We start from the raw sequence: 14,462 nt of genomic DNA on the forward strand, positions 1-14,462 counted from the left end.
GAGGATAAACATGAAAAAAATAAGATGGTTCATTTCACTCATTGCAATAGCAGCTCTAATACTTTCAGCATGCGGCAATAACAATGATCAAAAAGAAAAACAAACTCAAGATCAAGAGAAAAACGCATTACAGGAAATCAAAGATAAAGGCGAAATCACTGTCGGCATTATGGGTACTTATGCACCTTATAATTTTATGAATGAAAACAAAGAATACGACGGCTTTGACGTTGACATTGCGAAAGAATTGGCAAAACGTCTAGGAGTTAAAGCAAATTTTGTTGCACAAGAATTTTCTGGTTTAATTCCTGGGCTTCAAAAAGGTAAATTTGATATTTTAGTAAGCCAAGTGACAATCACAGATGAACGGAAAAAACAAATCGATTTTACAGAACCATATATTACAAATAAAGTCAAAGTGATCGTTCGGGAAGACAATAATGACATCAAATCTGTTAATGATTTTAAAGGAAAAACAATCGGAGTTGGACTTGGTACGAATGATGAAGCATATTTGCGAAATGAATTATTGCCAAAAGTGGGCGATTTTAAAATCAACACATATGATGACGTGATTACAACATTAAAAGACTTGGATGCTGGCAGAATTGATGCAACGATCAACAATGTCTATGCATTAAAACCAGTCATTGAAGAAAACGGCTATAAAATTAAAGCCGTCGGCGATCCAATTAAGGAGGACCAAGCTGGCGTTGCTGTGAAAAAAGGCAATAAAGAATTGGTAAATGCTTTAAATAAAGCATTGAAAGAAATGAAAGAAGACGGAACATATAAAGAAATTTATGTAAAATGGTTTGACGAAGAGCCGACCGAAGAATGATGAAAGTAGGTTGCCAAAATGGACTTAGTCATTGAAAACTTGCCATTTTTGTTAAAAGGGGCATATTATACATTACTCATTACTGTAGTTTCCATGTTCTTCGGTTTAATCATTGGTTTAATCATTGCGATTGCCCGGCTTAAGGGCAATCGCATTCTGCGTGGTATAGCAAGAGCCTATGTGTCCATTATTCGGGGGACACCGGCATTGGTGCAAATCGTCATCGTTTATTATGGCTTAGTTGATTATGGGATTGAATTAGGCCCATTAACTGCTGCGTATATTGCACTAAGTATTAACATCGGTGCTTATGTTTCAGAAGCGTTTCGCGGTGCGATTCAATCCATACCAAAAGGGCAAACAGAAGCAGCGCTCGCAACTGGTATGACGGAACGCCAGGCGATGCGCCGAATTATCATCCCTCAAGCGATTCGCTACGCTATCCCCCCACTTGGCAATACATTTGTCGGAATGTTAAAAGAAACATCGCTCGTATCCGTTATTGCGGTCACAGAATTAATGCGCTCTGCTCAATTATTAGTGGCGCAATATTATGTTTACATGCCGTTTTATGCAGCCATTGCAGCGATGTATTGGATTATGAGTACATTCTTTACATTTTTATTAAATAAAATCGAAAAACGGCTGTCTGTTTATTAAGGTGGTGACAGCATGATAGAGATTAAAAATTTACAGAAAAATTTTGGACAGCATGAAATATTAAAAAATATTTCATTATCCATTCCAGCCCATCAAGTAGTGGCAGTCATTGGTCCAAGCGGTTCAGGAAAAAGTACGTTTTTAAGATGCATCAACGGACTTGAAACAATTACAGGCGGCACCATTACAGTCGACGGTCACGTGATTGATGCAAATGCTTCAAAAAAAGCACAACAAAAAGAAATTTATGCCATTCGTCGAAAAACAGGGATGGTGTTTCAACAATTTAATTTATACCCGCATAAAACGGCCGTCCAAAATGTAATGGAAGCTTTATTAGTAGTGAAAAAAATGCCGAAGGAAAAAGCATACAGCATCGCAGCCAATTTGTTAGAAAAAGTCGGGCTTGCAGCAAAAGAAGATGCTTATCCGTCTCAGCTGTCAGGCGGGCAGCAACAGCGTGTAGCGATCGCAAGAGCTCTTGCGATGGAACCGAAGTTGATGCTATTCGATGAACCGACTTCTGCACTTGATCCGGAGCTTGTAGGAGAAGTATTAAAAGTAATGAAAGAATTAGCAGAAGACGGCATGACGATGATTATTGTAACGCATGAGATGAAATTTGCCCGGAGTGCCGCTGACCGCATTTTATTTATGGCAGACGGCGTTATCGTAGAAGATGCGAAGCCAGCAGCATTTTTTGAACATCCGCAAACAGCGCGGGCACAAAAATTTTTGCAACAAGTTACAGAGTTTTAAAAGAGAGGAATTGAACAATATGCAAATTAAAGCAACATGGCAGGGCGGCCGTGCTTTTGAAGCAGTCGGTCCATCCGGATACAAAATGGCAATGGATGCCACGGAAAACTACGGTGGAGAAGGAAGTGCCGCAACCCCAACAGAAATGCTCCTAGCGGCTCTTGCCGGCTGCATTGGAATTGATGTAACGATGATTTTAAGACATGAATTAGATCATATTGAGGCAATTGATATTACAGTCGACGGCACGCGTCGCGAAGAATTGCCCTCTTCTTTCACCGCTTATACCATCACATTTACAGTAAATGGGGATATAACGCCGAAAAAAGTTTGGCGCGCCATCCAATTAGGCAAACAAAAATATTGTGCGGTTTCTGCATCTTTAAAGGGCGACGTTACGTTCAAACTAATATTGAACGGCAAAGAAATTCCTGCTGAAAAAGAGTGAAAAAACGAAGTAAAGTTTTGATTACAAAGGATATTGAAAAATCTTTTGCAATCATTTTTTATACAAATTTTGTTTTAGCAACTGCCTTTAACTACCTATTTTCTTGTTTCTAACAGCTGTTCCGCTGTCCAAGCCGGAGTGTTTGCGGTTTTAACTAACTATTTTCTTGATTGGGGCTGTCTAATAAGTCGTTTTTTCGGCTTATTGACGGCCCCCCTTTTATGAAATATCGATGTTAATGATTTTTGGTTTTCAATAGGGATTTGACTTTCTGGACAGCCCCGTGCCACATTTTTTGTTTTTGCTGAAAAAAATAAACGACCTTTTCCCGCAATTCATTTGGAAAAGGCCGCAATTCGGATATCTATTCTTTTTCCAATCAATTTTTGTAACCTTCTTCACAAAAATCGTTCTGCCATTTTTTATTTATAAATTTTCGACAGCACGCTCATCTTCTTTTACATAGGAATATGCTAGCTCATGGAAGGACACTTGATTTCCAATAACATAATCATGTTGTTTTCGATTTTCATGCGCTTTTTGGAACACATCGCTGTGGAACCAGCCTTCGAAGCTTTCTTTGTTCTCCCATGTTGTGTATACACGAACTTCGTCATAATCTTTTAATCCGTCTGTTACTAAGAGATCTAAACGAATGAACCCAGGAAATTTCTCAATTCCCTTTCTAATTTTAAAACGCTCCACTAACTTTCCGGAATATCCTTTTTTCACGCGAATGGAATTGGTAACGATGTACATTCTTTTTTCCCCTTTCTTTTGAATCGTTTTGGAATAAACATTGGTTTTCCATCCATATCATGGATGGAGACAGAAATACCAAATACCTCTTCAAACATTTTTTCCGAAAATACTTCCTCTGGACTGCCTTGTTGATAAATCGTCCCGTCTTTCATCACGATTAAGCGGTCACTATACTGTGCGGCTTGATTCAGATCGTGAAGAATCATGATGACCGTCCTGTTATACTGTTGATTGATCGTTTGGACAACCTCCAAAATTTCCAATTGATGTACAATATCTAAAAACGTGGTCGGTTCATCCAATAATAAATATTCAGTACTTTGGGCAAGAACCATCGCAATCCACGCTCTTTGCCTCTCGCCTCCTGATAAGGAAGACAAGTGTTGATGTTCATATTGTTTCACATTGGCAAGAGCTAACGCCCAATCAACGATTTCTTTATCTTCTTGACTGAATGGGGCAAATTTGCGTTTATAAGGGTTCCTGCCGAACTCTACTAATTCACGTACGGTAAAATCGAGCGTAACATCATGTGTTTGCGGCAGCATAGTTAATTGTTTTGCAATATCTTTTCGATTCGCAGAAACGATATTTTTTCCATCGAGAATGATCTCGCCATTTTGGGGCTGTAATAAGGCAGCGATGAGCCGCAGCAAGGTGGATTTTCCTGATCCATTAGGCCCAATAATGCTAATCACTTCACCCTTTGGCAATTCCAGATTCATTTCGTTGATGCCGAATCGTTTGGAATGGTGGTAAGTCAGATCTTTAACGGTGAGCATGCTTCACTCCCCCTTTAAAGACCAAATATAGGAAAAACGGACCGCCTAGAAAAGACAGCAGGATCCCTACCGGCAGTTCAATAGGATCAAACCAGCTTCTTGCCGCAGCATCTGCGAACACAACGAGTATGCCGCCGCCTACACAGGATAATGGCAGCAAATAACGATAATCGTTTCCGACGAGCAATCGAATGATATGCGGAACGATAAGACCTACAAATCCTACCAGTCCGGCCACACTGACGGCTATTCCAGCTAAAAGAGCACTGACAAAAATTAAGAAAAATCTGCTTCTTTCCACTTGATGGCCTAATAAAGTGGCCACCTCATCCCCCAGCATCAACATGCGGATATGTTTGATGGAAAAAAACGCTAATGCCAGTGCAAAAATGGCATAATAAACAATCATCTCTACATGCACCCAGCTTACGCCGCTAATCCCGCCATTTAGCCACGGCAGAACCGCTTGAACTTTGTCGCTATGTAAAATCATAATACATGACATGATCGCACCTAAAAAGGCGTTGATTGAAATCCCGACCAGCATAATTCGAACAATGGAAGTTCCATCTTGCCAAGCTAGCAAATAAATGAGCATAGCCGTAAGAAAAGCGCCTAGAAAGGCTGCTAAAGGCAAAATGTGCAGTTGATCGGGATACAGCACCATGATCACCGTCGCTGCCAGTCCTGCCCCAGACGTCACGCCAATAATACCGGGATCCGCAAGCGGGTTTTTCATTACACCTTGTAAAATAGCACCCGAAACCGCTAAACACATGCCGACAAGCAGCCCAACGAGAATCCTTGGGAGCCGCAAATCCCAAACAACACGGTACACTAACGATTCCTTATCGCCCATATCCGCAAAAATTTCCTTAAATGAAATAGAGATACTGCCTGCTGTCAGGCTATAGAATACGCTTAGAAACAATAAGATGATCAGAATGATGATAAGCCATATTCGTTTCTTTCGATTCATCATGAATCCTTTCCTATATCTTTCAAGCTTTGACGCATATATTCCACTGCTTCTGTGATCTTTGTCCCCGGATTAGTGCCAAACAAATTCGATGGCAGCACCACAATGTTTCCTTTTTTTACTGCATCTAAGTTTTTCCAAGCTGCATTTTTTTCCATTTCTTGTTTAAATGCTTTTTCTACCCCGCTAGGATCACCGTGTGTGATTAAGTAAATGATATCTGGATCAGCTTCCACCACACGTTCTACCGCTAATTGAGCGTATTGCGGATATTCTTTTAACTTTGGAAAGTTCGATGCTACATTGATTCCACCCGATTTTTCTAAAATATCTCCTGCCAATGACGTTGGGAGAGCTGCTAAAAATGATCCAGGTGCTCCATAAACAAGCAATGCTTGAGCTTCGGAAGCTTCCGTTTGCTTCTCAACGACTTGCTCGATTTGTTTAATCAACTCTTGAGCTTTCGATTCTTTACCGAGAAGAGTTCCATATGTTTCGATGTTTTTCTTTATATCTTCAATGGAATTCGCTTCCGTCATGATAGTTTGTATTCCTTGATTCTCCAATGCGGGGATGTTTTTATCAAAACCAACATTGGCAATTAACACATCTGGCTTCAAACTTACGATCTTCTCTATATTCGGCTGGTGTGTATTTCCGATTTCTTCTACTTTTACTAATTCTTCCGGTATCTCTACCTTCGTACTAGGCCTGCCGACAATTTCCCCTCCTAATTGATGAATGATATCCATATCACCGATCGTTAATGAAGCAAATTTTTTCGGATGAGTGTCAAAAGCAACTTCACGACCTGATGCATCGGTCACTTTCACTTTGCTTTCTGTTACTTTTGTCCCTCCTGTTGATTCAGTTCCTTTTACCCCGCATCCGGTAAATAAGAGCAATAAGAAAAACGTGAGGGTGATTTGGAAAAGTTTTGTTTTCAAAAGTATCCCTCCTTTATCATTTTAATTAAAAATGATTATCATTGTCAATTGTTATTTTCAAAATTTTCAACCATTTACTTGTTCTTCTTTAATTTTGCATGTATGACAAGTCTCCCTTCTCCTCCAGGAAACGTGTAATCACAAGTAGATAAAGTTAAAATTTGATCATTCGGTTCGATATCAATATCGGTCTTATAAATGGAACGATTTTTTAACTGATTGACAAATGATAAAAATTCGTCATCAGAGGAAAATTCAGTATCGATATAATAAAAATCTGTAGTCGTTTTATATACTGAAAATATTTCAGCATCGTAGCTTTCATATAACGTATCAAAATAAATGGTGCGGTGATGCTGGAAAAACGATTCATCCAGATATTTATCTAATTGTCCAAACATCGTGTCATCTTTCATACGATGTCCGTAAAGGATAACATTTTGATTTAGGCCTTTCACATCATTTCGATAATCCATAAAAATGCTTCCAGCCCTCGATTTCTCTTTTTTATAATTTCTTGTTAAATAAAACTCATTGTTTTCCGCTTGAAGAATCGGATACGAAATGTATGTGTCGGGAATTTCAATCCAACCAACAATATCTTGGTTAATGCGCTGCAATTCAATAAAAGACGAACGAATTCTTTCAAAGTCCTTGCCTTCGTGAGAAGTTCTCTCGGTACGATTTTCTTGATAAACCTCTTGTATTTCAGCTAAAACTTGCCGGTTTGTATAGTAATCGTAAAGGATACTTATAATTTGATACGCTGAAAAAAACAAAATCCCAATGCAAACAATGCTAACGAGTTTCCCAATGATCTTTCTCAATCCCCGATCATTCATGTCGCATTGTCATTCCTTCTAGCAACTCCCATTGGCACAACATAAAATCCGCTTTGATCATTATGATTGACTATGGCTCTTACCCCATAAATGCTTTCAATCATTCCTTCCGTGATCACTTCTTTTGGAGAACCTTCCGTCACAATTTCGCCGTTTTTCATCACAATAATCCAATCACTATAACGAATGGCTTGATTCATATCATGCAGCACCATCACAATCGTAATGTTATACTCCCTGTTTAACTTCTTGATGAGCTCTAAAATTTCGAATTGATAATAAACATCCAAATATGTTGTCGGTTCATCCAAAAACAAAATAGGGGTTTTTTGCGCCAATGCCATCGCTATCCAAACTCGCTGTCTTTCTCCCCCAGACAGCTGTTCTACTTTTTCTTTTCGTTTTGATTGTAAATTGGTAATGGAAAGCGCCCAATCAATCACTTCTTCATCCTCTTCTGAGTTATGATGATGAAAAAATCTTTTATACGGCATGCGGCCGTAGCTCACCAGGTTTTCGACATTGATATCAAAAGGAATTTCATTTTTTTGATGAACAACCGATAGTTTCTTCGCCAATTCCTTCGGCTTATATTGTTGAATCAATTTTCCGTCCAAAATAATCTGGCCTTTTTGCGGTGCATTGTGGCTAGACATAACTTCTAATAATGTGGACTTTCCGCATCCATTCGGACCGATAATCGTCGTAATTTTACCAGGTTCAACAGCAAGGTTAATTGATTTTAACTGATCCTCTTTTTGATTATATGAAAATGAAACATTTTTAACCTCCATAGATGCGATCACTCCTTCTAATCAATATAATCAAAAAGGGACCGCCGATTAATGACATAATAATGGATGCAGGAAGTTCCGTCGGCGCTAAAAACACCCGTCCGATTGTGTCGGCCGTTAAAATAAGCAAAGCTCCTGATAAAATGGAGAATGGTGTTAATATTTTATAATCTGAACCGACTAATAGCCGTCCAATATGGGGAATTAGCAAACCGACAAATGCAATGACCCCAACAGTTGCGGTTGTGACGCTTGCCAAATAAACTGCAATCGCAGATATAATAACCCGAGCTCTTGTCACGTGAAGCCCCAGATTTCGCGCCGTTTTATCTTGTAAAGCCAGCATGTTGCACCAAGAATAAACGAGCAAGGACAATATTAAACCGATGGAACCATATATAACAATTGTTTGAACATCGTCCCACGTTTGTTGAGATAATGTTGATGCAGTAGCTTTCGCAGAACTGGTTGTCGTATAACCTCTGTAGTTAAAGGATTCATATAATGCAGTAAACACCGCATTGACTGCCACCCCAACTAAAATTAATCGAAGGGGGCTGAGCCCTGATTTCCATGAAAAGGAATAGACAAGAAAACAGGCAAGTATCCCTCCAAGAAAAGCAAACAGCGGCATCCAAAAAAACAACGTAGGAAAGAAGCTGATCATAGTTAATGCAACAAAATTGGCTCCTGAAGAAATCCCGATGATCCCAGCTTCCGCCAAAGGATTTCTCATGACTGCCTGCAATAATAATCCCGATACCGCCAAATTTGCTCCAGCAAAAAGGGACACAATGATCCGCGGAAATCTCATATCTTTTATGACTTCTACATCTTCATTTCCACCAAACAAAAGGCCTCTGATCAACTCAGCAACGCCAATTTCCAAACTTCCGTTCACAATAGAGAAAAAAGTGACAACAACCAGCATTGTGGTCACCACTGCAAAAGTTAGCCACGTTTTCTTCATGGATCAGCACCCTTTTCTTTTTTGTCCGCTTATTCATGAAACTCAGGATACAAATATTTCACCAATTCATCTAAAGCTTCATCCGCTCGAATGGTTGCGGTAGTCGGGAACAATTCTTCTTCCAGATCATACACCCTGCCATTTTTGACAGCATCAAAATGCTTCCATATATCGTTCTTCTTAAATTCTTCATCGAACATTTTGACTACTTCCTCCGGCATGCCGTGAGCAAGCCTTAATATGACATCGGGATTGGATTCATATAAATATTCTGTGTTAGATTCTAAATACTCCACTTTCTCTCCTTGAATCACGTTGTTTCCACCCGCCAATTTCACTAGATCGCCAATATAGGAATGCTCTGTTGCCACTAAGTAACTTCCGGGAACTCCGAGTAAGATTAAAACATTTGGTTTTTCCAAGTTACGAGTTTTTTTCTGGATTTCTTTTACTTTTTTTTCGAATCTATCAACGATCTTCTTCGCTTGTTTTTGTCGTTCATATTTTTCTCCGAGTGCAAGAATTTCCTTTTCCATTGATTGAAGACTGGTTAAATCCAAAAAATCTACTTGAACGTTATGTTTTTCAAACACTGGCTCTAAATCATATTGAATAGTTGAAACAGAGTATACATCAGTAGGTTTTAAAGACATCAAAACTTCCATATCAGGATTTTTAGCATACCCCACTCTTTTCGCATTCTTATACCGCTCCGGCAGTTTTTTGCTGCTTGTGGGGACGCCAACTAAATCAATATCTAACGCATCAAAAATTTCCGTAACGGCAACAGATAATGAGACAACTCGATGATCCTGTTTTTTCGGCTTTTTTTGTTCCGTTGATTCAGCAGCAGATGAAGAACAACCGGCGACGACAACCAGCAGCATTATCAAAAGGATCAGCCATCCCATTCTTCTTTGTTTACACACTTAAACAAAGCCTCCCCGCTTTCGACCGACCTAAAAAGTCGTTGTCATATTTTTTTAAATAAGAAAATGTTGTCTTGATGCGCATGTCCGCATCAAGACAACAGTCAGGTTATTTTTTCAAATGAATAAGGAGCCTTGAGCGATTCTTCCAAACTATGATGGCAAGAGATCCTAGCAGCAATGCCAAATACAAACCAATTTGGGAAAGATCAGCCGTTTTGGCATTCACGGTTGAATTATTTGAGTTATTGGAAGCGTCATCGTCTGTCGACTGTTGATCTGCATCTCGGTTAAAGGTTAGTGAATCGTCATCGCTATTGCTATTTTGTTGATTTTGATCCTGATTTTGGTTTTGATCTTGATCGCTGGAATTCGTATTCCTCGTTGGAACATCTGTTCCATCATATGGTTTTACACTATCTGGATCAAAAGCAATTTGGATATCATACGTATTGTGATATTGAAGATCTGGAATATCCACCTTGATCTTAGCATTCACTTTTTTAGATAAATCTTCGATCGGGAAACCTACTACTCTTGTATCTTCTTTTTCATTTTTGCTTCGCACTTCCACATCTTGATATTGGCCGTTTCTTTCCACTTGTAATTTCGTGATCCATGAGCTTTTTAGCAATGTGAACGCAACATCTAATTGTCCATTTTTTACAGTTAATAGTGCCGGGCTGACAACATAATCATTGACCATTGACGGTTCTTCTGTACCATTTTTTAATACAGTAAATTCCACGGTATATAGACCGTCAGCCAACTCATTTCTTGTTTGTCCGCCATTGTTATTTCCAGAATTTTGATTGTTATTGTTCGATGGATTGTCTCCAGGCTTATTTGTACCCGGATCTTTCCCAGGATCTTCTGGTTTTTGTCCATCCTCATCCGGCTGATCCTTCTTTACTGGTTTGATGCTGTCTACATCAAACTGGATTTGAACCGTATAAGATCCATCATAACCATATTGCGGTATAACAACTCTTGTTTGAACATTCAGTTTTTTCGTTAAATCGTCCACTTCAAACTTGACGACTCTTGTGTCTTCTACGTCATTCGTCGATACAACCTCCGCATCGACATATTGACCGTTTCGCTCTACTTGAAAGCTTTTAATCCATCCGCTGTTTTTTAACGTCACGGAGACGTATTTTTTGCCATCCTTCACCGATAAGCGAGCCGGTTTCACAGTATAGCCATCCATCATCGAGATATCTTCTGTCTTGTCTTTTAAGACCTTAAAGTCAATCGTATATTCACCGTCTTGAAGCTCTTCAGCAGGCTGTTCATCCTGATCGCCATCTTCTCCCGGCTGCGGATTTGGCTCATTATCTCCAGGAGCTGGATCATTCGGTTCCTCGCCATCTTCTTGTCCTGGATTTTCAGGCTCTTGGCCTCCTTCTTCCGGCTGCTCCGCCTGCACTGGTGTAATGCTGTCTACATCAAACTTGAATTGAACGGTATGCGTCATTTCATACATGTTCGGAACCGAAACAGTCAATTGAGCATTCAATTTTTTTGTTAAATCGTCTACTTCAAACTTGACGACTCTTGTATTTTTTTCTACATTTGTCGATACAACCTCTGCATCGACATATTCTCCATTTCGCTCTACTTTAAAGCTTTTAATTAATGAACTGCTTTTTAACGTCAATAAGACGTATTTTTTGCCGTCCTGCACTGTTAAACGGGCCGGCTTCTCTGTATAGTTATCCATTGATGAGATATCATCTGTCCCGTTTTTGAACACTGTCAAGTCAATCGTGTATTCTCCGTCTTGAAGCTGTTCAGCAGGCTGTTCATCTTGATCACCATCTTCTCCAGGAGCTGGATCATTTGGTTCCTCGCCATCTTCTTGTCCCGGATTTTCAGGCTCTTGGCCGCCTTCTTCCGGCTGTCCATCCTGCACTGGTGTAATGCTGTCTACATCAAACAAGAATTGAACAGTATGAACCGTATCATATACCCCTGGTACGGCAACTCTTGTTTGAACATTCAGTTTTTTCGTTAAATCATCTACTTCAAATTTGACGACTCTCGTATTTTCTGTCTCATTCGTCGATACAACCTCCGCATCGACATATTCACCGTTTCGTTCTACTTGAAAGGTTTTAATCCATTCGCTGCTTTTTAACGTCACTGAGACGTATTTTTTGCCGTCCTGTACTGTTAAACCAGCTGGCTTCACAGTATAGCCGTCCATTGTTGAGGTATCTTCTGTCCCGTTTTTCAAGACCCTAAAGCCAATCGTATATTCGCCGTCTTGAAGCTGTTCCGCAGGCTGTTCATCTTGATTGCCATCTTCTCCCGGCTGCGGATTTGGCTCAGTATCTCCAGGAGTTGGATCTTTCGGCTCTTCCCCATCTTCTTGACCTGGATTTTCAGGCTCTTGCCCGCCCTCTTCCGGCTGCTCCGCCTGCACTGGTGTAATGCTGTTTACATCAAACAAGAATTGAACCGTATGAACTGTATCATATACGCCTGGTACGGCGACTCTTGTTTGAACATTCAATTTTTTCGTTAAATCATCCACCTCAAACTTGACGACTCTTGTGTTTTCTGCTTCATTCGTCGATACAACCTCCGCATCGACGTATTCACCATTTCGTTCTACTTGAAAGGTTTTAATCCATTCGCTGCTTTTTAATGTCACTGATACATATGTTTTGCCGTTCTGCACTGTTAAGCCGGCCGGCTTCACGGTATAGCCGTCCATTGTCGAGGTATCTTCTGTTCCGTTTTTCAAGACCCTAAAGCCAATCGTGTATTCTCCGTCTGCTAAAGCCGATTCAGCAAAAACAGGCTGTATTTTGACGGTCGGCAATAATAGCAGGACAACCATAAAAATGGCAAAAAACTTTCTAATCCTTTTCTTCACAAGAAACCTCCCCTTCTACGAAACTTTAAATCTAGATTTGAATTTAAAAGTTAGAAATGCTGCAGATAATAAAAATAAACCGATGAAAACATAAAGTGACGTGCTGTCACTAGTTTCCGGATTATTTTCTGTCTGCTTGTCTGTTTCATTTTGATTGTTTGTTTTATTTTGACTACTTTTTTCATTGCTTGTTTTTGTAGAAGCAGAGGTAGATGATTCGTTTGAACTATTAGAATCTGAGCTAACAGCTTTAATGCTATTTTGATCAAACTTTAGTCTTATTGTGTAATGGCTGTCATAAACACCCTCTCCAGGAAATTCTTCTTCTGGAATATAAACATGTATTTGAGAGGTTACAATGTCGGGAACTTGATCTACTTCAAATTGCGCAACTCTTTTATTTGCAGAAGTATCTGTGCTTATCACTTTTGTATCTACATTAGAGACTTTAAATTCTTTAATCCACGAACTATGATTTAATCTTACTTGAACAAAGTATTTGCCATTTTTCACAATTAGTTTTGCAGGCTTTTCCCAATAATCATTGGCTATGGATACCGAATCATTATCTGCTTTTAAAACTTTATAGTTGATGGTATATGTTCCATCAGCCAAGGAATTATTCGCCGATGCCGGCAATGAAGCATAAAAAACTACAAAAAGTAAAAAGACGACTGAAAAAATTTTTTTCATTTTTTGATCCGTACCCTCCTTTAAAATTTAATTAATAGATTGTTATATTCCAGAATTAAATAGCTTTCCCCCTTTCGGCCACTTATCAATAATGATTCTCAATCTCAAGAGTCATTTTATTAATAACGATTCTCATTGTCAATAAATTTTTATGAATCTTCCAGTTTTCCATCATTATAGAAATTTTTCATTTAGTAGTTTTTTATTCAGTGGGATACTCCGTATTAGAAGACTTTAGTCGAATTTTTTACAGGAAAATAGAAAAATCTTGTTTAATTGAATTTCATCCATAAAAAAATAATTTGTATTTATCGGAATGATTGATTCGCTTTATGTCTGAAAAATTATTCGGACAGTGTATTATTCATGTGAATATAAGCTATCGATTAACAAAATGAATAGAAGAAAAAATGGAGATGCAACAAATTAGATCAGTTCCCTTTTTTCGGAAACGTGGTAGGGTAATAAAGCTGTTAAGGCCAAGGGGAAAATGGAAGATTTGGAGTATTTTTAAAAAATACTGTTTCATTGATTAAACTTTATTAAGAAAATTTAATGTTTGTACCAGCACTTTCTTCTTTATGTATCGATAACGCAATATGAACTCCATAAAAATATGTATGGAGAAGCTGTTATCTCCATAAAAATAAGTTTAGTTTCTATAAAAAAGTAATATAGAGCAGATACAAAAACGGTAAAAATTAGACATAAACTTTTTTTAAAAAGTTTGAATACGAAATGGAGTGTGAAATGAAATTAATTATTTTTGAATAATTTTTTTAAATAATATTCGCCAGCTGTTCTATATGAGTTTACAACTGGGCAATAAAGTATTGAAAATACATATAAGCATTTCTTCAAACAATAATATTTTCGCTGCACCTACAATGAAACTTCAAAACAAGCTCATAATACTAGTAACTCTCATTTCTTTTTATCAATTTGGCCGATCTGTACAATCAACTGTTGACTTTCAAATTATTAAGATCTATTATTATAGAAAATTAAACCTAGCTAAATAGTATGATTTAAATTTAAAACGACTCAATTAGATGGTACAGATTTTTGAATGGATAAAAGGTGCAGACGACAAGCGGTAAGTACAGATTTAGCATTACTCATCTACTAACAGGGTGTGGATCAAATACATCCTCTCGTTCATCATTTGACAC

At 38.6% G+C, this 14,462-nt stretch carries 14 protein-coding genes; 4 read left to right on the plus strand and 10 right to left on the minus strand.

Annotated elements, in window-relative coordinates; genetic code table 11:
* The first annotated feature begins 10 nt into the window (after window positions 1–10).
* From FB379_RS14775 to FB379_RS14790, 4 genes are read left to right on the plus strand one after another with little or no spacing between them, the layout of a single operon-like run.
* On the plus strand, window positions 11–841 hold the full coding sequence (locus FB379_RS14775) for a substrate-binding periplasmic protein (RefSeq protein ID WP_144598282.1): 831 nt from the start codon (window positions 11–13) through the stop codon (window positions 839–841).
* Between the two features lie 18 nt (window positions 842–859).
* Window positions 860–1,501, plus strand: a complete 642-nt coding sequence (locus tag FB379_RS14780; RefSeq protein ID WP_130157528.1) for an amino acid ABC transporter permease — start codon at window positions 860–862, stop codon at window positions 1,499–1,501.
* 12 nt (window positions 1,502–1,513) lie between these two features.
* Window positions 1,514–2,260: an amino acid ABC transporter ATP-binding protein gene (locus FB379_RS14785; RefSeq protein WP_066250100.1), complete on the plus strand. Its 747-nt coding sequence runs from the start codon at window positions 1,514–1,516 to the stop codon at window positions 2,258–2,260.
* A 19-nt stretch (window positions 2,261–2,279) separates the two neighbouring features.
* Entirely contained in the window at window positions 2,280–2,708 is a 429-nt protein-coding gene (locus tag FB379_RS14790; RefSeq protein ID WP_063387719.1) for an OsmC family protein, read from the plus strand.
* 426 nt (window positions 2,709–3,134) lie between these two features.
* Here the strand turns inward: FB379_RS14790 and FB379_RS14795 are convergent, their stop codons facing one another.
* The 10 genes from FB379_RS14795 to isdC all read right to left on the minus strand — a co-directional run bounded on the left by FB379_RS14795 (window position 3,135) and on the right by isdC (window position 13,290).
* Window positions 3,135–3,467, minus strand: a complete 333-nt coding sequence (locus FB379_RS14795) for an antibiotic biosynthesis monooxygenase (protein ID WP_063387718.1) — start codon at window positions 3,465–3,467, stop codon at window positions 3,135–3,137.
* Window positions 3,437–4,252 carry an ABC transporter ATP-binding protein gene (locus tag FB379_RS14800; protein ID WP_130157530.1) on the minus strand — a complete coding sequence of 272 codons (816 nt, stop codon included), beginning with the start codon at window positions 4,250–4,252 and terminating at the stop codon, window positions 3,437–3,439. Before FB379_RS14800 ends, FB379_RS14795 begins: the two co-directional genes overlap by 31 nt.
* Window positions 4,239–5,234 (minus strand): FecCD family ABC transporter permease, encoded by a 996-nt coding sequence (locus tag FB379_RS14805; protein ID WP_144598283.1) that lies wholly within the window; start codon window positions 5,232–5,234, stop codon window positions 4,239–4,241. The genes FB379_RS14800 and FB379_RS14805 overlap by 14 nt, the downstream gene beginning before the upstream one ends.
* On the minus strand, window positions 5,231–6,178 hold the full coding sequence (locus FB379_RS14810; RefSeq protein WP_311066557.1) for an ABC transporter substrate-binding protein: 948 nt from the start codon (window positions 6,176–6,178) through the stop codon (window positions 5,231–5,233). The genes FB379_RS14805 and FB379_RS14810 overlap by 4 nt, the downstream gene beginning before the upstream one ends.
* A 74-nt stretch (window positions 6,179–6,252) precedes the next feature.
* Complete coding sequence (gene srtB, locus FB379_RS14815; RefSeq protein ID WP_144598284.1) at window positions 6,253–7,020, minus strand: class B sortase; 768 nt, start codon at window positions 7,018–7,020, stop codon at window positions 6,253–6,255.
* Window positions 7,017–7,814: an ABC transporter ATP-binding protein gene (locus FB379_RS14820; protein WP_130157533.1), complete on the minus strand. Its 798-nt coding sequence runs from the start codon at window positions 7,812–7,814 to the stop codon at window positions 7,017–7,019. The genes srtB and FB379_RS14820 overlap by 4 nt, the downstream gene beginning before the upstream one ends.
* Complete coding sequence (locus tag FB379_RS14825; protein ID WP_063387712.1) at window positions 7,804–8,784, minus strand: FecCD family ABC transporter permease; 981 nt, start codon at window positions 8,782–8,784, stop codon at window positions 7,804–7,806. Before FB379_RS14825 ends, FB379_RS14820 begins: the two co-directional genes overlap by 11 nt.
* 29 nt (window positions 8,785–8,813) lie before the next feature.
* Window positions 8,814–9,695, minus strand: a complete 882-nt coding sequence (isdE, locus tag FB379_RS14830) for a heme ABC transporter substrate-binding protein IsdE (protein ID WP_063387711.1) — start codon at window positions 9,693–9,695, stop codon at window positions 8,814–8,816.
* Window positions 9,696–9,822: 127 nt separating this feature from the next.
* Window positions 9,823–12,597, minus strand: a complete 2,775-nt coding sequence (locus tag FB379_RS14835) for an NEAT domain-containing protein (protein ID WP_144598285.1) — start codon at window positions 12,595–12,597, stop codon at window positions 9,823–9,825.
* 15 nt (window positions 12,598–12,612) lie between these two features.
* The gene (gene isdC, locus FB379_RS14840; protein ID WP_063387709.1) at window positions 12,613–13,290 is read right to left on the minus strand and encodes a heme uptake protein IsdC; all 678 of its coding nucleotides are present in this window, start codon (window positions 13,288–13,290) and stop codon (window positions 12,613–12,615) included.
* Between the last annotated feature and the right edge of the window lie 1,172 nt (window positions 13,291–14,462).

The sequence above is a fragment of the Aeribacillus composti genome, from assembly GCF_007827555.1.
GTDB classification, from domain to species: Bacteria; Bacillota; Bacilli; order Bacillales; family Aeribacillaceae; genus Aeribacillus; species Aeribacillus composti.